This is a genomic window from Rhodococcus sp. MSC1_016, from assembly GCF_023667485.2.
GTDB lineage: Bacteria > Actinomycetota > Actinomycetes > Mycobacteriales > Mycobacteriaceae > Rhodococcus_F > Rhodococcus_F oxybenzonivorans.
In genome coordinates this window covers 1,734,258-1,752,400 of sequence record NZ_JAMOZI020000001.1, presented here as the reverse complement: position 1 = coordinate 1,752,400, position 18,143 = coordinate 1,734,258, and the positions used below count along the sequence as shown (strand labels likewise).

The window sequence follows — 18,143 nt, the reverse complement described above, 5'->3', positions numbered from 1 at the left end:
CGGTTTCGTGCAGAATGGAATCACACCAGAAAACGCGGGTGCACGACCTTCGTGCCACCCGCTTCCGGTACCGAAACCCTCAACTGCGCCTTCGGGTGTGGTTGCACTGCGTTCGACGTGTTCACAAGACAAGTAGGAGGACGAATATGGCTCTGCTCACCATCGGCGATCAGTTCCCCGCGTACAACCTGAAAGCCGTCATCGGCGGTGACCTCTCCAAGGTCGACGCCCAGCAGCCCGACGACTACTTCACCACGATCACCAGCGACGACCACGCTGGCAAGTGGCGGATCGTCTTCTTCTGGCCCAAGGACTTCACGTTCGTGTGCCCCACCGAGATCGCCGCATTCGGCAAGCTGAACGACGAGTTCGCCGACCGCGACGCGCAGGTGCTCGGTGCGTCCGTCGACAACGAGTTCGTCCACTTCCAGTGGCGTGCCCAGCACGAGGACCTGAAGACCCTTCCCTTCCCGATCCTTTCGGACCTCAAGCGTGAACTGGTCGAGGCCACCGGCGTTCTCAACGCCGACGGTGTCGCCGACCGCGCCACCTTCATCGTCGACCCCAACAACGAGGTCCAGTTCGTCTCCGTCACTGCCGGTTCCGTGGGCCGCAACGTAGACGAGGTCCTTCGTGTCCTCGACGCCCTGCAGTCCGACGAGCTGTGCGCCTGCAACTGGAAGAAGGGCGATCCGACGATCGACGCCGGCGAACTGCTGACTGCGAGCGTCTGAGTCATGACTGTAGAGAATCTGAAGAACTCACTCCCCGAATACGCCAAGGACCTCAAGCTCAATCTGAGTTCCATCGCGCGCAGTACCGTGCTGAACGAGCAGCAGCTGTGGGGCACCCTCCTCGCCACCGCAGCGGCCACCAAGTCGGCGACCACCTTGAAGGAGATCGCCGAAGAGGCGGCCGACTCGCTGTCGGCCGAGGCCTACAACGCAGCTCTGGGTGCCGCGTCGATCATGGGCATGAACAACGTCTTCTACCGCACCAAGGGCTACCTTGACGGTAAGTACGACGATCTCCGCGCGGGCCTGCGGATGAACATCATCGGCAACCCGGGTGTCGACAAGGCCGATTTCGAGCTGTGGTCGCTCGCGGTCTCCGCGATCAACGGCTGCAACCACTGCCTCGAAGCCCACGAGAACACCCTCCGGCAGGAAGGCGTCGACCGTGAGGTGATCTTCGAAGCGATCCGCGCCGGTTCGATCGTCGCGGGTGTCGCTCAGGCCGTCGAGGCCAACGAGACCCTCGCCACCGCGAGCGTCTGACACCTCGCAGAGGTACTCCCGAAGGGCCCCGCTCGCGTACTGCGCATGCGGGGCCCTTCGTCGCTCATCGGAGCGATAGAGTGCGTCAATGCCCCTTCACGTAGACGTCGTCCGGGTATTCACGGACGAGAACGGACGCCACGGCAATCCGCTCGGCATCGTCGATGCGTCGACCGTCCCGCCCGGCGACCGGCAGAAAGTCGCCGCTGCCCTCGGATACAGCGAGACGATCTTCGTCGATCTCCCCGCCCCGGGCGACGACTCCGCCCGCGCGGTAATTTTCACACCCGGAACCGAGCTTCCCTTCGCAGGACACCCCACCGTCGGGCTGTCCTGGTGGCTGCGTGAACGCGGTACCGCAGTGAAGACGCTGGACGTACCAGCCGGACCTGTGACCACCCGGCACTCGGGTGCGATCACCTGGGTGCGGGCAAAGCCGGAGTGGGCGCCCGAATTCTCGCTGTACCCGATGAACAGCGTCAGGGACGTCGAGAATGCCGATCCGAAGAAGTTCGGCAAGGGCCACCACTACCTGTGGGCCTGGACCGACAAGGTGGAGCACTCGATTCGTTCACGAATGTTTGCGCCCGACATGGGCATCGTGGAGGACGAGGCGACTGGAGCCGCCGCCGTCCGTATCACCGCTCACCTCCGGCACGCCCTGCTGATCACGCAGGGCCGCGGCTCCGAACTGCGCACCACGTACGACCCCGCAGGCTGGGTCGAGGTCGGCGGGCGTGTGCGTGCCGAAAAGTCACGAACCCTCTGACGGGCGGTGGCCGCGCCCCGCGGCGAGATCGGCGTCGCTGAGGACGACCTCGATCTCGCGGCCCAGCGTGACACCGGGGACAAGGGGAAGCCGGTCGCCACTCCAGAACTTTCCGGGGTCGTACCAACTCGTGCGGTGATCCCCGGCGAGAAGGCCCATCTCTTCGTAGGTCGTGGCGACCACCTCGGCACAGTAGGCACTTTCGAGACTCCCTGAACGCCTCCTCGTACGACGGCCGAGAGGGAGCCGTCCACCGAACCAGCGAGAAGCGAGTTTCGCGGTCGAGGGGAACGGAGTTCCGTCGAGTCGCGCAATGGTCCGCATCAGCGCGTCTTCCTGTTCCTTCGTCGCGGGCTCCGCGAGCTGCCGCAACCACCCGCGCTGTCCGTAACGGGCACCCCACACCTGGACGGCGGCGCGTAGATCGTGCAACTGCACGCCGCGGTGAAAACGCCCGGTCCACATGTCCTGCAACGAGTGCCCGAGTTCCGCGTGCCACATCAGCGGCGGCAGATCTTCGAGCACCACCGACATGCCCACGTGGTTGACGGGGCTGTTGGTCAGCGTCTGAATGGCCCGGTCCGCCGGCGATTCTCCGCGGAAGATCCAGATGTCTCCGGTGCGGGTGACGTTCACCGCGGTGTCGAGGTCGATACGGGAGCCGGCCGATCGAGCGTCGGTGTGCGAGGGCGCGTGCATGGGCTCTAGCCTAAGGCGATGAGACCCCGAGGCAGACAGTGGTGGAAACTCGTCGGGCTCGCCGGTGTGGTGGGCGTGGCAGCGACCGGTGTCGTTGCGGCCCGCGCAGACCGGCAACGCAAGGCATACACGCCGGACGAGGTCCGCGCCCGGCTCCACGAGCGCTACACCCGCGCCTACGCAGCACGCGACGGGAAGCAGGAGATTCCGTTGACACCGCCTACCTGGCGGGCTCGCTCGGCCGCCGCCCTGCACCGACTCCTCAGCCGGCTACCCGGATCGCACTAGCCGAGTGCGCGTCCGAATCCGTCGGCGAGCGCGCCCACCTGCTCGTCCGTCATGACGAACGCGGGTGAAATCTGCATCGCACCTTGACCGGCGGCACGACTCGAAATTCCGTGCTCGCGAAGAGTCTTTACGAAGGGCAAGGCCTCCGCGGGGTCGGCGAGCTGCACGGCGGCGACAGCACCGAGGCCGCTGCGGATCTCCGCGACCCGCGGGTGGTCGGCGAGCGGTGCGAGGTGCCGATGTAACGAGGCCTCTAGGCGCTTCGACTCCGCGAGAAGGTTCTCCCGCTCGATGATGTCGAGGTTGGCAAGTGCAGCGGCCGCCGCGCCGGCGTGACCACCGTAGGTGTATCCGTGACGCCACCAGACACCGCCCGCGAAGAAGGGCTCCGCCACCCGGGGTGCGATGAAGACCGCTCCCATGGGGACGTAGCCGGAGGTCAAGCCCTTCGCCGTGGTCATCATGTCGGGTTCGAGACCGAACCGCGTGGACGCGAACCAGTCGCCGCCGATTCGCCCGAAGCCCGTGACCACCTCGTCGACGACGAACAGGATGTCGTGTTCACGGCAGATGTCCCGGACCTCGGTGAGGTAACCGTCCGGCGGCAGGTACACGCCACCCGCGCCGATGATCGGCTCGCAGAAGAATGCCGCGATCCGGTCGGCGCCGACCTTCTCGACGAGCTCGAGGAGACTCTTGGCGTCGTCCCATGCCACGGTCGCGGCGTCGGCCATCAACTCGCCGTAGCCCTCCCGGTTGACGGGGATTCCTGCCAGAGCGGTACCCGCGACATGCATGCCGTGGTACGCCTTCTGCCTGCCGACCACGATCGTCTTGTCGGGCCTGCCCATTTCGTGCCAGTAGCGGCGCGCCAGTTTGGCTGCCGTGTCCACGGAGTCGGATCCACCGGAGGTGAAGAAGATCTTGCTGCCCGGCACGGGAGCCAGCGCGGCCAGCCGGTCGGCGAGTGCTGCCGTGGTTGCGGGGACGAAATCGCCGAAATTCGAGAAGTGCGCGACGGTCCGAAGTTGGTCCGCCACAGCGTCCGCGATCTCCGAGCGCCCGTGGCCGACGTTGGTGAACCACAGACCTGCGGTGGCGTCGAGGTAGCGGTTACCCTGATCGTCCCAGATGTACGCGCCGTCGCCGCGGGAGACGACGAACGCGCCGCTCTCCTCCACCGCGCCCATATCCGCGAAGCCGTGCCACAGTGCCGACGCCATGATCATCCCTTCGTGAACCCCACTCCGAGGCGACTATGCCATGTCGCCGGGCAGGGATCTCGCCCGCCTACTTCTCGGCGTAGGCGGTGGGATGCGGTTCCGTGTCGATTCCCGGCAGCCCCCGGCCTCGGATGGAGGCTCCTGCCGTTTCGGCCACGAAGTAGAGCGCCACGAGACCGATCCCGCACGCGATCATCATGTAGAACGCGGGCATCAGCGTGTTGTCCGTCCACTCGATCAGCAGTTCGTTGACGGCAGGCGCCGTTCCCCCGAACAGCGAGGTGGACACGTTGTAGGCGATGGCGAATCCGGCGAAGCGCACGTGCGTGGGAAACATCGCCGGGAACGTTGCGGAGATCGTCGACAGCTGCAGCACGTACAGCAACCCCAGGACGGCGAAAGCCAAGATTGCCCAGGCGAATCCCTGGCGCATCAGCAGATACATCGGCACCGCCAGCACGATGAGACCGACGAGCGAGACGTACCACAACGGTTTTCGTCCGAATCGGTCCGACAACCCGCCCGCGAACGGGATCACCGCCATCATCACGAGTTGCCCGACGATGAACAGCGTCAACGACGCGGTGGACGACAAACCGATCTGGGTTTCCAGATACGTCGGCATATAGCTGAGCAAGGTGTAGTTGGTGACGTTCAGAGCGACGACGAGACCGGCGAGCAGCAACATCGGCCGCCAGTACTCCGTCACCAGATCCTTGAACTCCGTCGCGGCCCCCTCCTCGACTGCCCCTTCCTCGTCGAGTTCGCGGAAGACGGGTGTTTCCTCGAGTTTCGTGCGCAGGTACAGGCCGATCAGACCCATCGGGCCCGCGATCAGGAAGGGAATACGCCATCCCCAGGTCTCCATGAACGGTTCGGTGGACGCCAGCTCCACCGTCAGAACCACGATGGCGCCCAGCGCGTATCCCCCGAGCGTGCCGAATTCGAGGAAACTACCGCAGAATCCTCGCTTCCGGTCGGGCGAATACTCGGCCATGAAGGTTGCCGCGCCGCCGTACTCACCTCCGGTGGAGAAACCCTGGATCATGCGAAGAAGCACCAGCAACAAGGGTGCCCAGAATCCGATGACGTCGTATCCGGGAACAAGTCCCACGCAGAACGTCGCTCCCGCCATCAGCAGGATGGTGAGCGCCAGAACCTGACGGCGGCCGAGACGGTCACCGAGCGGGCCCCAGACGAGCCCGCCGAGGGGTCGCACGACGAAGGAGACAGCGAACACCAGCAGGGCATACAACGTGGCAGAGCCGGTGTCGCCGGGAAAGAAGGACGCCGAAATATACGACACCGTGAACGCATACACGCCGTAGTCGAACCATTCGGTGGCGTTGCCCATTGCCGAAGCCGCGATTGCGCGTCGAAGAACTCCTGGCGGCAGGGCATCCTGGTCGGCTGGTGGATTCTCGTATGCCATGTTCCGCCCCCTCGAGGCCGCTGTCAGGTGAGTCCATTGTGTCCCGAGTGGCGGATGTTGTCGCCACTTTGCCGATTGCCACCGTGTCCGCGGACGCCGATAGTTTCGACCAGCGGCAGTGTGCGCCGACTCATCGACGGGTAGTCGACCGGGATGAACAGTCGCATCATCGCCGTGGCCGTCGACTGCCGCGACGCGCAATCACTGGCCCAATTCTGGTGTGAGGCTCTGGACTATCCGTCGACCCGCCAGTGGAACGACGCGTACGGCCGCACCTACGTCGAGGCGAATCGACCGGGATTTCCGACGCTGCTCTTCCAACCCGTCGCGGAGGAGAAAGCGGCCAAGAATCGACTGCACCTCGACATCGCCCCGTCGTCGCGCACGCAGGACGCCGAGGTGCAACGACTCCTCGCGCTCGGGGCCCGGCTGCTGAGCAACGATTCGAGGGTGCCGTGGGTGGTGCTCGCCGATCCGGAGGGCAACGAGTTCTGTGTTCTTCCCCCGCACCCGGTGGGCGACGATACGGGCGGATAGCGACGCCCTTCGATCAGCGAAGAGACCGCGACACCCGCTGCCGGACCACCCGCCCCCATGCCGCCACCCGGCGACGAGCGGTGTCGATCCACGGATGCTCGGTGACCAGCAGCACGGCGTCCCGCCAGGCACTGGGTGCGGGCAGCGATTCCACCGACCTCGTGACGAGACGATCGAGCGCCTCCGAGACCAGTGACGCCCGTTCCAAGTGCACCATGTGTCCTGCGCCGGGCACCCTGACGAGTTCTGCCTCCGGCAATTGCTCGGCGATCGCCTTCGAATACCGGAACGGCGTCAGGAGGTCCCTGTCGCCGCACAGCACCAGAGTCGGAACCGGTTCGAGGAGCGGCACCGCGGCGGTTTCGTCGTGGTTCTTGAACGAGGGCAGAAAATCGACGAGCGTCTTCAGGGGTGTGTCGTTGATCATCTGTTCGGAGTGCCAGACGATGGCCGGGCTGATACGACGATCACCAAAAGACGCCGACCGCAGAATCGGCGCCAGCACGCGCTTGCTCGCGCCCCGGCCACCCTGGACTACGCGAGGCAGGGCACGTGCCGCCGTGCTGAATCCGGCGACCACCGGCGTGTTGAGGGTCCGCGCGAGGCCGACGTCCCCCAGTGCTCCCGCCGCGGTCGCGATCAGTCCGACCCCCACCACCCGGGAACCGATCAGGTCGGGATGCCGGCCGACATAGGAGAGCACCGCCATTCCGCCCATGGAGTGCCCGACCAGCACGATCGGCCCCTCGGGGACGAGTGCCCGGATCACGGCGTCGATGTCCCGGGCGAGGTGCGGAATCGTGCAGGTCTCACGTCGCGGCACACCTGAATTGCCGTGCCCACGCAGATCGAAGAACACCATGCGGATCGTAGGTCCCCACACCTCTTCGAGGTGTACGCGCTGGAAATGCCAGCCGGTCATCCGGTTGCAGAAACCGTGCACGAAGACCACGGTGAGCGGCGCATATTCGGGACCGACCTCGCGGACGGCCAGCGGAACGCCATCGTCGGCCGCGACGACGCTGCCGCGGTCGCGGCTGAGCAGGTCGAAGTTCTCACCTGCGAACTCGTCGAACATAGTCTCCCAGCCGTTGCCGATATCGGGGTACGCGTCTGACGTTGGTCGTCCTGGAGAATAGCGCGTGGCGACGACCTGTCCCTGCCGCTACGCCCGAGCCGTCGGCTCGTCGACCGCGTTGGCTAGGCTGTAGCTCAGCATGTCCATCACAGCACCGAGCCGGCGAGATCTGAAGAACTCCCTCGGCGAACTCACTTTGCGCGACGAGCACCGGCTCCGCAGGCGACTGGACCGAGCGCGCACGCCCCAGGCGCTCGCCGGCGTCTCGGACGAGATCGCGGCCGCACGCGCCCGCCTCGAGCGCCGGCGGGCGAGCGTTCCCCGCATCGACTACCCCGACGCGCTCCCGGTCAGCCAGCGCCGTGACGACATCGCGCACGCCATCTCGGAGCATCAGGTGGTAATCGTCGCGGGTGAGACCGGCTCGGGCAAGACCACGCAGATTCCGAAGATCTGCCTCGAACTCGGCCGCGGGGTACGCGGGCTCATCGGGCATACGCAGCCCCGCCGGCTCGCAGCACGGACGGTAGCCGAACGGATCGCCGAAGAGGTACACAGCGAACTCGGGGAGACGGTCGGCTATACGGTGCGGTTCACCGACCAGGTGTCGGACGGCACACTCGTCAAACTGATGACCGACGGCATCCTCCTCGCCGAGATTCAGCGCGACAAGATGCTCCGCCGGTACGACACACTCATCATCGACGAGGCTCACGAGCGCAGCCTGAACATCGACTTCATCCTGGGGTACCTACGCCAGCTACTCCCCCGGCGACCCGACCTCAAGGTCGTCATCACCTCGGCCACGATCGACCCTCAGCGGTTCGCCGAGCACTTCGCCGTCGACGGCGTGCCCGCACCGATTGTGGAGGTGTCGGGGCGAACCTTCCCTGTCGAGATGCGTTACCGCCCTCTCACCGTCGAAGTGGGCGATCAGACCTTCGATCGTGATCCCGTCGACGCGGTGTGTGAAGCCGTCGAAGAACTATCGGCGGAAGGGGACGGCGACATCCTCGTCTTCCTGTCCGGCGAGCGGGAGATCCGCGACACCGCGGACGCGCTGCGGGACAGACGACTGCGGGGTACCGACATCGTTCCGTTGTACGCGCGACTCTCCGCGGCGGAACAGCACAAAGTGTTCACTCCCCACACGGGACGTCGGGTCGTCTTGTCGACGAACGTCGCCGAGACGTCCCTGACCGTGCCCGGCATCCGTTACGTCGTGGATCCGGGAACTGCCCGCATCTCGCGCTATTCGGTGCGCACGAAAGTGCAGCGTCTCCCGATCGAGCCGATCTCCCAGGCCTCCGCCCGCCAGCGCTCCGGTCGCTGTGGACGCGTCGCGGACGGCATCTGCATTCGGCTGTACTCGGAAGAAGACTTCGAGTCCAGGCCCCCGTTCACCGAGCCGGAGATTCTTCGCACCAATCTCGCATCCGTCATTTTGCAGATGACCGCCCTCGGTCTCGGTGACATCGCCGCGTTTCCGTTCGTCCAACCGCCCGATCCGCGCGCGATCCGGGACGGCATCGGCCTGCTCGAAGAGCTGGGCGCGATCGAGCAGTCCACCCAGAAGGAGCAGCCGGTCCTGACCCCGGTCGGACGCGAACTCGCCCAGATTCCGGTGGACCCTCGCATGGCCCGCATGCTCGTCGAGGCGCACCGGAACGGCTGCCTCGCCGAAGTCCTCGTGATCGTCTCCGCCCTGTCGATCCAGGACGTGCGCGAACGTCCCGCCGAATTCCAGCAGGCGGCCGACGAGAAACATGCCCGTTTCGCCGTGGAGAACTCGGACTTCCTGGCCTTTCTCGAGCTGTGGAAGTATCTCGGTGAACAACGGAACGAACTGTCCTCCAACCAGTTCCGGAAGATGTGCCGCAACGAATTTCTTCACTGGCTTCGCATCCGCGAATGGCAGGACCTCCATGGCCAGCTCCGCCAGATCACCCGCGGACTGGGCTGGGAGGTGAGCAGTACCTCCACCGCCGGGGAGGCGGCGATTCACCAATCGCTGCTGGCGGGACTGTTGTCGCACATCGGACTTCGCGAGGGCGACAAGCGCGACTTCCTCGGTGCGCGTGGAAGCCGATTCGCCATCTTCCCCGGTTCGAGCCTGTTCAAGAAGCCCCCGCGGTGGGTGATGGCCGCAGAACTCGTCGAGACTTCGCGGTTGTGGGCACGCATGTCCGCGCGGATCGAACCCGAGTGGGCCGAGAAGCTCGCGCCGCACCTCGTGAAACGCACCTACTCCGAACCGCACTGGTCGTCCAAGCGCGGATCCGCCATGGCGTGGGAACGCGTGACGTTGTACGGGATCCCCCTCGTCGCCCGGCGCGCGGTGAACTACGCTGCCATCGACCCCGAAACGTCCCGCGAACTGTTCATCCGCCATGCACTCGTCCAGGGCGAATGGCAAACTCAGCACACATTCTTCCACGCCAACCGCGCACTGCTCGAAGATGTCGAGGAACTCGAGCATCGCGCGCGTCGCCGCGACATCCTCGTCGACGACGACACGTTGTACGAATTCTACGATCAGCGTGTGGGCGCCGAGGCAGTGTCAGCCCGTCACTTCGACTCCTGGTGGAAGGTGGCCCGCCGCGCCACGCCGGACCTCCTCACCTTCACCCAGTCGACGGTCGTCAACGCCGATTCGGTCGCCGTGCTGGGTGGCGACTACCCCGACGCCTGGCGTCAGGGAGACATGCAGTTCCCGCTCACCTACCAGTTCGAGCCCGGGAACGAGGACGACGGCGTCACCGCTCGCATCCCGATCGCCCTGCTCGCCGGTCTCCGGCCGGTGGGCTTCGATTGGCTCGTCCCCGGCATGCGCGTCGAGTTGGTGACGGCCCTGATCAAGACTCTCCCCAAAACCCTACGCCGGCAGGTGGTTCCGGCCCCCGACTTCGCGGCAGCGGCCCTCGCGGCGGTGAAACCGCGTTCCGAACCGCTCGTCACAGCGATGGCTCGGGAGTTGTCGCGACTCGGGGCATGCCGCATCGATCCGAAGGACTTCGATGTCGCGGCACTCCCCGACCACCTACGCATGACGTTCGCGGCCGTGGACGAGAAGGGCACCGTCCTGAGCCGCGACAAGGATCTGGTGGCGCTCCGCACGTCCCTCGCTCCCCGCGTGCAAAAGGAAGTCGCGAAGGCGGCCTCCGCTTCCGAGCGGCCCCCTGCGCTCACCTGGACGCCGGACACGCTCGGTTCCCTCGAGCCGACGGTGACCCGAGAACTGGGCGGGCAAAAAGTCACCGGCTATCCCGCCCTCGTTCCCGAGGGCGATGGTGTCGCCGTCCGTGTCCTGAGCACACCGTCCGAGCAACGGGCGGCTATGCGCGCCGGAACCCGCAGGCTCCTCCTCGCCGCCGTACCGACCCAGGCCAAGACGGTCGTCACCGGGCTGAGCAACACCCAGCGGCTGACCCTCGGCCAGAATCCGGACGGCAGCCTCGACGCGTTGATCGACGACTGCCGCAATGCCGCGGCTGACCAGTTGATCGCCGCCCACGGGGCGCCGATCCGCACTCCCCGTGACTTCGACGCGCTCGTCGCCGAGGCGCGAGCGGCGATGGCCCGCGAGGTCGCAATTCTGCTACGCCTCGTCCTGCCGATTCTGGAATCTGATCACCGACTGGCCGTGGTTCTCGAACGGGCCACCGGGGAGGCTGCCGACGATGTGCGGGAACAGCGCGCGGCGCTGCTCTTTCCTCGATTCGTTGCCGAGACCGGATCCGCGCGGCTCCGTGAGCTACCTCGGTATCTCACCGCCGCCGCCGCACGCCTCGAATCGCTCCCCGGCAGTGCACCCCGCGATCGGAAGGGAATGGACGTCCTCGACCGCGTATATGCAGCATATGAACGCACGCTGGCAACGCTGCCGGAGGAGCGGCACCATTCGCCCGACATCGACGCGATCCACTGGATGATCGAGGAACTCCGAGTCAGCTTGTTCGCCCAGACGATCGGGACACCGATACCGGTGTCCGAAAAGCGGGTTCTCAGCGCGATGCAGAAGGTGCGCTGATGGCCGAATCGGGTGTCATTCGCTTTCGCGGGACTCGCGATGAGCGCGTAGTTCTTTGATTTCGCGCGCGAAATCTTCCGCCGAACTGAACGAGCGGTACACGGACGCGAAACGCAGATACGCGACCTCGTCCAGATCCCGGAGGGGACCCAGGATGGCGAGCCCGACCTCGTTGCTGGGAATCTCCGCGGAACCCGAGGCCCGCACGGCATCTTCGACTTGCTGGGCAAGAAGATTCAGTGCGTCGTTGTCGACCTGGCGGCCCTGGCAGGCGCGCCGAACGCCGCGCACCACCTTCTCCCGACTGAACGGTTCGGTGACACCGCTGCGCTTGACGACCGAGAGGACCGCGGTTTCCACGGTGGTGAACCGGCGGCCGCACTCGGGGCACGAGCGTCGCCTGCGGATGGCCTGACCTTCGTCAGCTTCCCGGGAATCGACCACACGTGAATCGGGGTGCCGGCAGAACGGGCAGTGCATGGCGATTCCTTCGTCGTAGCCGTCGTGGCCGCGGCTTTTCGCCTCCCCCGATGGCGAACCGACGAATACGGATTCACGCAGCGGATGCACGATCTCGACGCGACCACACGAAGTGGTGGGACTGACAGCATTCGAGACTACTCGTCTGTCGATCGGCGGAGGCATGCAGAGCCACCACGATCACCGGGTGCCGGACGCAGGAACGATCAACGTCTGCCCCGGATGCACGACGGAGTCCGACATGGCATTGAGTTCCATGATCTGTTCGACGACCCGCGCCACAGGACGGTCCGGTAAGACAGTCGCGGCCACGGCAGCGAGAGTGTCGCCCTCCCGGACCTGAACGACCTCGGTCGCGCCCGACGACCCCATGTCGTCGACGGTGGCAAACTGCGCCACTCCCACGAGGCCCAACAGAACTGCGGCCGTGATCGCGATGCTTGCGAGGACCATCCGCCAACCCACGTCGCTTCCCCGATGCGCGTGCTCGGCGCGAGACATGCGTGACCGGGTGCCGTAGGCGACCGTTCCGGCTGCGGGACGGCGAAGGTCACCCTCGACGAAACGCCGGCGGGGCCGTGTCCGGTACGACCGCCCCCCACGCGAGCGGACGACGCGTGACCCGGCGCCCGACCGAACCGCGCGCGGGCCGAGTGCCTGCCGATCCAGGACGGCCTGGCCATCCACTTTTCGGCCGTTCAGTACTGATTGCCGATGGAGAACTGACTGCCGATGGAGAACTGCGTTGCTCATCGGGACCTCCGCTGCTCGAATCCGATTCCGTCCCGCCAGGCGTGGGAGTCTGCCGGGTGTTCGATCACGCGTTCGAAAGAACACATGTTCGATTTCTACCACGGCGGTCCGACAAAGTCTTCCCTTCGCGGTCGAACACGTGCACGACACGGTCGAACAGGTGTTTGATACTGCGGCGGAACCGAGATAGATTCGAGGCAACGAAACAACAGTCACATGCGACCCAATTTCGAGTGGATCCGCACGACCCACACCACACGATCCACATCCGCACGGCAGAAGATCGACACGACAAACGGAGGCCCCTCGCCATGAAGGACGACAGCTCGACCGACGGTTCGGCTCCACAGGTGAGCGGCGGCACCGCCGCCGGGTTGACCGATCGGCAGCGCCGCGTCCTCGAGGTGATTCGGACGTCCGTGAACGAACGGGGTTACCCGCCGAGCATCCGGGAGATCGGCGACGCGGTGGGCCTCACCTCGACGTCGTCGGTCGCCCACCAGCTCCGCACGCTCGAACGCAAGGGCTTTCTCCGCCGCGACCCCAATCGTCCACGCGCCGTCGACGTGCGCGGTGTGGACGAGGTCGCCGCAGGCGCCGCCGCGAACGCTGCCAATGCGGGCAATGCTGCCCGCGCCACCACCGGCCCCTTGGCCGCGGTTCCTACCGGTGTCGAGGGCGCACCGCTACCGGAGCCGACCTTCGTGCCGGTTCTCGGCCGAATCGCCGCAGGTGGCCCGATCCTCGCGGAGGAGGCTGTCGAGGACGTCTTCCCGCTTCCCCGCGAACTCGTGGGCCAGGGGTCGTTGTTCCTGTTGAAGGTGGTCGGTGAGTCGATGATCGACGCGGCGATCTGCGACGGCGACTGGGTGGTGGTGCGTCAGCAGAACGTGGCGGAGAACGGTGACATCGTCGCCGCGATGATCGACGGCGAGGCCACGGTGAAAACCTTCAAGCGCACGAAGAACGAGGTGTGGCTGATGCCCCACAACGCGTTGTTCGAGCCGATCCCCGGCAACGAGGCCGTGATCCTGGGCAAGGTCGTCACCGTGATGCGCAAGATCTAGAGGGCAGTCCTCACACGGAAGAGCCCGCGGCACACGCCGCGGGCTCTTCCGTGTCCTCGAGATGTCGCTGACCGGGTCAGAGGTTGAGCCCCCGACCGATGATCTCTTTCATGATCTCCGTGGTTCCGCCGTAGATCGTCTGCACACGGGAATCCATGTAGGCCTTGGCAATCGGGTACTCCTTCATGTACCCGTACCCACCGTGCAGCTGCAGGCACCGGTCGATGAGCCGGACCTGGGCTTCGGTGGTCCACCACTTGGCCATGGCGGCTTCCTGGACGGAGAGCTTCTCGTCGTTGAGCAGTTCGATGAACTTGTCGACGAGGACGCGTACAGCTGTTGTCTCCGTAGCGAGCTCGGCGAGTACGAAGCGCGTGTTCTGGAAACTGCCGATGGACTTGCCGAAGGCCTTCCGGTCGCGGCAGTACTGGATCGTCATCTCCAGTGCCGACTCCATGGCCGCCGCGGCCACCACGGCAATCGACAGACGCTCCTGCGGGAGATTCTTCATGAGGTAGAGGAAGCCCATTCCCTCCTCACCGAGCAGATTCGCCGCCGGAACACGCACGTCGGTGAAGCTCAATTCCGCGGTGTCCTGGGCCTTCATGCCGATTTTGTCCAGGTTGCGGCCGCGTTCGAAACCCTCCATGCCCCGTTCGACGACGAGGAGGCTGAATCCCTGCGCGCCCTTGTCGGGATCGGTACACGCGACGACGATCACGAGGTCTGCGTTGATGCCGTTGGTGATGAAGGTCTTGGAACCGTTGAGAACCCAGTCGTCGCCGTCACGAACCGCACGGGTCTTGATTCCCTGCAGATCACTGCCGGTACCGGGTTCGGTCATGGCGATCGCCGTGATCAGCTCACCGGAGGCGAACCCGGGCAACCAGCGCTGCTTCTGCTCCTCGTTGGAGAGCTCGAGCAGGTAGGGGGCCACCACGTCGTTGTGCAGTGTGAAGCCGATGCCGCTGTATCCCCCGCGCGTGGTCTCTTCGGTGATGATCGCGTTGTACCTGAAGTCGCGGACACCGCCGCCGCCGAACTCCTCCGGCACCGCCATACCGAGAAAGCCCTGCTTACCGGCCTCGACCCACACGCTGCGGTCGACAATGTTCTGTTCTTCCCACTTGGCATGGTTGGGTTCGGCGTGCTGGGCGAGAAACTTTCGGTACGACTCACGGAACAGTTCGTGCTCCGGTTCGAACAGGGTGCGCTCCACGCCGACTCCTCATATCAAACTTGTTCGGGTACGTCTCGTTCGACGGTAGAGGTGGCGGACGCAGCGGAGAATGACCCAGGTGATCGCGATTCGTGACCCATCCGGTTCGGTCAGGACCTGCGGAACCTCGCGAGCGACCGCATGACGGGATAGGCGACGAGGATGCCGATCGAACCCCAGGCGATTCCGCCGAGCTCCACCGAGCCGATCGTCAGTGTGAGGTCCCCGATGCCGGCAACAAGCGCCGCCGCAACGACGGTCAGATTTACCGGGTCGGTGAAATCGACCTTCGCCTCCATCCAGATGCGGACACCCAGGACGCCGATGAGCCCGTACAGCACCAGAGTCGCGCCGCCGATGACACCGCTCGGGACGGTGAAGACCAGGGCACCGAACTTGGGTGAGAATGCCAGGATCACGGCCGTGGCGGCAGCAACCCAGTACGCCGCGGTCGAATAGACCCGTGTCGCGGCCATGACCCCGATGTTCTCGGCGTAGGTGGTGGTGCCGGAGCCACCGCCGAATCCCGCCAGGGTGGTGGCGAGTCCATCCGCGACGAGTGCGTCGCCGGCAACGTCGTCGAGTGATCGGCCGGTCATCGCGGACACCGCTTTCACGTGGCCGACGTTCTCGGCGACGAGGACGATGACGACGGGCAATGTCAGCGCGATCACCGACCATTCGAACGTGGGCCCCCGCAACTCGGGCATTCCGAACCAGGCGGCATCGCGCAGGGCGGTCACGCGTTCGTCGGCGAGGCCCCCGGTGATCGCCGCGAAGATCCAGCCGAGGACAACGCCGACCAGGATCCCGAGACGGCCGAGCAATCCGGGTCCGAGAACGGTGACGACCAGAATGGCGAGCAGGGTCACGCCCCCGATGAGGGGTTGTGACTCGAACGAATCGACCGCTGTCGGAGCGAGATTGAGCCCGATCAGCGCCACGACAGCGCCCGTGACGACGGGCGGCATGACCGCGTCGATCACCCGGGAGCCCGCCAGTTTCACGGCCACGCCGACCAGCAAGAGGAGCACACCCGCCGCCGCCACCCCGCCGAGCTGGGCGGCGGGACCGGATGCCTGGGATGCCGTCAACGGGGCGATGAATGCGAAGGAGGAACCGAGGTAGCTGGGAATGCGGCCGCGGGTCAGGAGCAGGAAGAGCGCCGTTCCGATCCCGGAGAACAACAGCGTGGTGGTGACCGGGAAGCCGGTAATCGTCGGCACCAAGAGGGTGGCACCGAACATCGCGATGACGTGTTGCATCCCGATCCCGACCGTACGGGGCCAGGTCAGACGCTCGGCAGGTGCAACGACCTCGCCGTCGGCAATCCGCCTACCGTCACCGTGCAGGGTCCACCCGAAGGCCTTCGCGGGGGCGGCCTGGTCGGAACCCCCTCCGACCGGGCCGTCGGAGGCGTCGGTTTCTCTTCTCGTCACAGTTGGCCAATAGTAGGGACGATCTGCGAATTTCGCGCCGTGGGGCCCGAAACGACACGGCAAGCGTCGTCAGCCCAAGACCCGAGCCGCGACGTTCCGCGCCTCCATGGGATCGCTGGTGGCCAGTACCTCCTCGGCGGCGCGACGGCACTGTTCCTGGGACACCGTGCCTATCTTGGCGCCAACGCCGGACACCGCAGCACCTGCGCACGACAGCGACGTCACCCCGAGCCCCACCAGCACGCATGCGAGAAGAGGATCGGCTGCTGCCTCGCCGCACACTCCCACGGGCTTCCCGGCCGCGAGTCCCGCCGCAGCGGTGCGCGCGACGAGGTCGAGGACCGCAGGCTGCCACGGATCGGTGAGCGCCGCGAGTTCGGAGGACATGCGGTCGGCAGCCATCGTGTACTGCGCAAGGTCATTCGTACCGATGGACAGGAAGTCGACGTGCCGGAGCAGGCGGTCCGCGAGCAGCGCCGCGGCCGGTACCTCGATCATCACGCCGGGAGTCAGACCCCGCGCCCGGACCTCGGCAGCGAAGTTCTCGGCCTCCGCGGTGGTGGCGATCATCGGTGCCATCACCCACGGCTGTGACTGAGTCTGTTTCGCCGCAGCAGCGATGGCGTCGAGTTGCCTACCGAGAATGCCCGGGTTCTGAACCGCGATGCGGATTCCCCGGACGCCGAGCGCCGGGTTGGCCTCGTCTGCCGTAGTGGCGAAGCGCAGCGGCTTGTCCGAACCGGCATCCAAGGTGCGGATCACTACCTTCCGACCGGAAAACGCCTCGAGCACCTCCGCGTAGATGTCCGCCTGCTCGTCGACACCGGGTTCGGAATCACGGTCGAGGAAGCACAGTTCGGTGCGGAAGAGGCCGACGCCTTCGGCGGCGGTCTCCCGTGCGGATCTGGCGCCGGCGCCATCCTGCACGTTGGCGAGGATCGATACGGGTCGGCCGTCGCTGGTCTGCCCCGGACCCGACCACGTCGAAATCCTCGCCCGCTCCGCTCGGCCGTGCTCGACCGCGGCCCGCGCTTCGGCCGGATCCGGCTCCACCACCACTTCGCCTGCCGCACCGTCGAGCAGCACGGGAGTGCCTGCCGGAACCGACTCGAGATCGTGTACTGCCACCACGCACGGAATGCCGAGCTGCCGCGCGATGATCGCGGTGTGGCTGGTCGGCCCCCCGAGCAGGGTGACGAGTCCGACGATCGACGCGGGGTCGAGACCTGCGGTGTCTGCTGGAGCCAGATCCCGCGCGCACAGGATCGACGGCGCGTCGGGAACGGGGATGCCTGGTTCGGGTAGACCCCGGAGTTCCGACACGACCCGATCGCGGATGTCGCGCAGATCGGTCACGCGTTCGGCCATCAGCCCACCCATCTTGGTGAACAGCGCCGCAAACTGGTCGGTTGCTTCGGAGGCTGCTTCTTCGGCGGGCGCCCCGCCGGCAATCAGCTTCTGAGCTGCGCCCAGCCATCCCCTGTCTGCCGCCATGGCCGCGTTGGCCTGAAGGACCTCCGCAGCAGCTCCCGACACGGTGGCTGCCCGATCGCGCAGGCGCTGAGCGACCACCGCTGCAGCTTCCTCGAAGCGAACTTTCTCCTGGTCGCGCCCGGATTCGTCCACCCTCGGCAGTCCGCTGGTGACCTCAGGTCGAGCGGCGGGCCAGATGACCGGCGCATAGGCGATGCCCGGCACCACCGGGGTACCTCGCACGATTTCACGGTTCTCGGTCATCGGGTCCTCCTGGCCGGTCGGTTCAGTCATCGCGTGGTTCGCACACACATCAACTCTGTGACGGAGATTACTCTCAACTCTTGACATGTCAACACAGTCGGGCGTAAAACAACAT

General features: G+C 65.9%; 16 protein-coding genes. 7 read left to right on the top strand and 9 right to left on the bottom strand.

Features of this window, described 5'->3' with window-relative positions; genetic code table 11:
• Window positions 1-146 precede the first annotated feature (146 nt).
• The 3 genes from L1080_RS08175 to L1080_RS08165 all read left to right on the top strand — a co-directional run bounded on the left by L1080_RS08175 (window position 147) and on the right by L1080_RS08165 (window position 2,046).
• The gene (locus L1080_RS08175; protein WP_109330702.1) at window positions 147-734 is read left to right on the top strand and encodes a peroxiredoxin; all 588 of its coding nucleotides are present in this window, start codon (window positions 147-149) and stop codon (window positions 732-734) included.
• Window positions 735-737: 3 nt separating this feature from the next.
• Window positions 738-1,277 (top strand): carboxymuconolactone decarboxylase family protein, encoded by a 540-nt coding sequence (locus tag L1080_RS08170; protein WP_109330704.1) that lies wholly within the window; start codon window positions 738-740, stop codon window positions 1,275-1,277.
• Between the two features lie 88 nt (window positions 1,278-1,365).
• Complete coding sequence (locus L1080_RS08165; protein WP_159926348.1) at window positions 1,366-2,046, top strand: PhzF family phenazine biosynthesis protein; 681 nt, start codon at window positions 1,366-1,368, stop codon at window positions 2,044-2,046.
• On the opposite strand, the gene L1080_RS08160 is transcribed toward L1080_RS08165, so the two are convergent.
• The gene (locus L1080_RS08160; RefSeq protein ID WP_250763781.1) at window positions 2,032-2,745 is read right to left on the bottom strand and encodes a C40 family peptidase; all 714 of its coding nucleotides are present in this window, start codon (window positions 2,743-2,745) and stop codon (window positions 2,032-2,034) included. The two genes, L1080_RS08165 and L1080_RS08160, sit on opposite strands and share 15 nt — an antisense overlap.
• Before the next feature lie 18 nt (window positions 2,746-2,763).
• On the opposite strand from L1080_RS08160, the gene L1080_RS08155 reads away from it, so the two are divergent.
• Window positions 2,764-3,033 (top strand): hypothetical protein, encoded by a 270-nt coding sequence (locus L1080_RS08155; RefSeq protein WP_201453470.1) that lies wholly within the window; start codon window positions 2,764-2,766, stop codon window positions 3,031-3,033.
• On the opposite strand, the gene L1080_RS08150 is transcribed toward L1080_RS08155, so the two are convergent.
• Both L1080_RS08150 and L1080_RS08145 read right to left on the bottom strand, forming a co-directional pair.
• The gene (locus L1080_RS08150; RefSeq protein WP_250763808.1) at window positions 3,030-4,262 is read right to left on the bottom strand and encodes an aminotransferase family protein; all 1,233 of its coding nucleotides are present in this window, start codon (window positions 4,260-4,262) and stop codon (window positions 3,030-3,032) included. The two genes, L1080_RS08155 and L1080_RS08150, sit on opposite strands and share 4 nt — an antisense overlap.
• Before the next feature lie 61 nt (window positions 4,263-4,323).
• Window positions 4,324-5,688, bottom strand: a complete 1,365-nt coding sequence (locus L1080_RS08145) for an MFS transporter (RefSeq protein WP_159926344.1) — start codon at window positions 5,686-5,688, stop codon at window positions 4,324-4,326.
• Between the two features lie 153 nt (window positions 5,689-5,841).
• On the opposite strand from L1080_RS08145, the gene L1080_RS08140 reads away from it, so the two are divergent.
• Window positions 5,842-6,225 (top strand): VOC family protein, encoded by a 384-nt coding sequence (locus L1080_RS08140; RefSeq protein ID WP_159926343.1) that lies wholly within the window; start codon window positions 5,842-5,844, stop codon window positions 6,223-6,225.
• A gap of 13 nt (window positions 6,226-6,238) precedes the next feature.
• On the opposite strand, the gene L1080_RS08135 is transcribed toward L1080_RS08140, so the two are convergent.
• Window positions 6,239-7,303 carry an alpha/beta fold hydrolase gene (locus L1080_RS08135; RefSeq protein WP_159926342.1) on the bottom strand — a complete coding sequence of 355 codons (1,065 nt, stop codon included), beginning with the start codon at window positions 7,301-7,303 and terminating at the stop codon, window positions 6,239-6,241.
• A 139-nt stretch (window positions 7,304-7,442) separates the two neighbouring features.
• Here L1080_RS08135 and hrpA point away from each other — a divergent pair, with 139 nt between their 5' ends.
• The gene (gene hrpA / locus L1080_RS08130) at window positions 7,443-11,333 is read left to right on the top strand and encodes an ATP-dependent RNA helicase HrpA (RefSeq protein ID WP_250763811.1); all 3,891 of its coding nucleotides are present in this window, start codon (window positions 7,443-7,445) and stop codon (window positions 11,331-11,333) included.
• Between the two features lie 15 nt (window positions 11,334-11,348).
• Here the strand turns inward: hrpA and nrdR are convergent, their stop codons facing one another.
• Both nrdR and L1080_RS08120 read right to left on the bottom strand, forming a co-directional pair.
• A complete protein-coding gene (nrdR, locus tag L1080_RS08125) occupies window positions 11,349-11,813 on the bottom strand; it encodes a transcriptional regulator NrdR (protein WP_109335162.1) in 465 nt (154 codons plus the stop codon).
• A gap of 180 nt (window positions 11,814-11,993) precedes the next feature.
• A complete protein-coding gene (locus L1080_RS08120; RefSeq protein WP_250763814.1) occupies window positions 11,994-12,566 on the bottom strand; it encodes a LysM peptidoglycan-binding domain-containing protein in 573 nt (190 codons plus the stop codon).
• 311 nt (window positions 12,567-12,877) lie between these two features.
• On the opposite strand from L1080_RS08120, the gene lexA reads away from it, so the two are divergent.
• Complete coding sequence (gene lexA, locus L1080_RS08115) at window positions 12,878-13,633, top strand: transcriptional repressor LexA (protein ID WP_250763825.1); 756 nt, start codon at window positions 12,878-12,880, stop codon at window positions 13,631-13,633.
• 76 nt (window positions 13,634-13,709) lie between these two features.
• On the opposite strand, the gene L1080_RS08110 is transcribed toward lexA, so the two are convergent.
• From L1080_RS08110 to ptsP, 3 genes are all read right to left on the bottom strand, one after another.
• Complete coding sequence (locus L1080_RS08110; RefSeq protein ID WP_250763847.1) at window positions 13,710-14,852, bottom strand: acyl-CoA dehydrogenase family protein; 1,143 nt, start codon at window positions 14,850-14,852, stop codon at window positions 13,710-13,712.
• A gap of 110 nt (window positions 14,853-14,962) precedes the next feature.
• Window positions 14,963-16,291 (bottom strand): uracil-xanthine permease family protein, encoded by a 1,329-nt coding sequence (locus tag L1080_RS08105; RefSeq protein ID WP_250763850.1) that lies wholly within the window; start codon window positions 16,289-16,291, stop codon window positions 14,963-14,965.
• Window positions 16,292-16,360: 69 nt separating this feature from the next.
• Entirely contained in the window at window positions 16,361-18,028 is a 1,668-nt protein-coding gene (ptsP, locus tag L1080_RS08100) for a phosphoenolpyruvate--protein phosphotransferase (protein WP_250763870.1), read from the bottom strand.
• Between the last annotated feature and the right edge of the window lie 115 nt (window positions 18,029-18,143).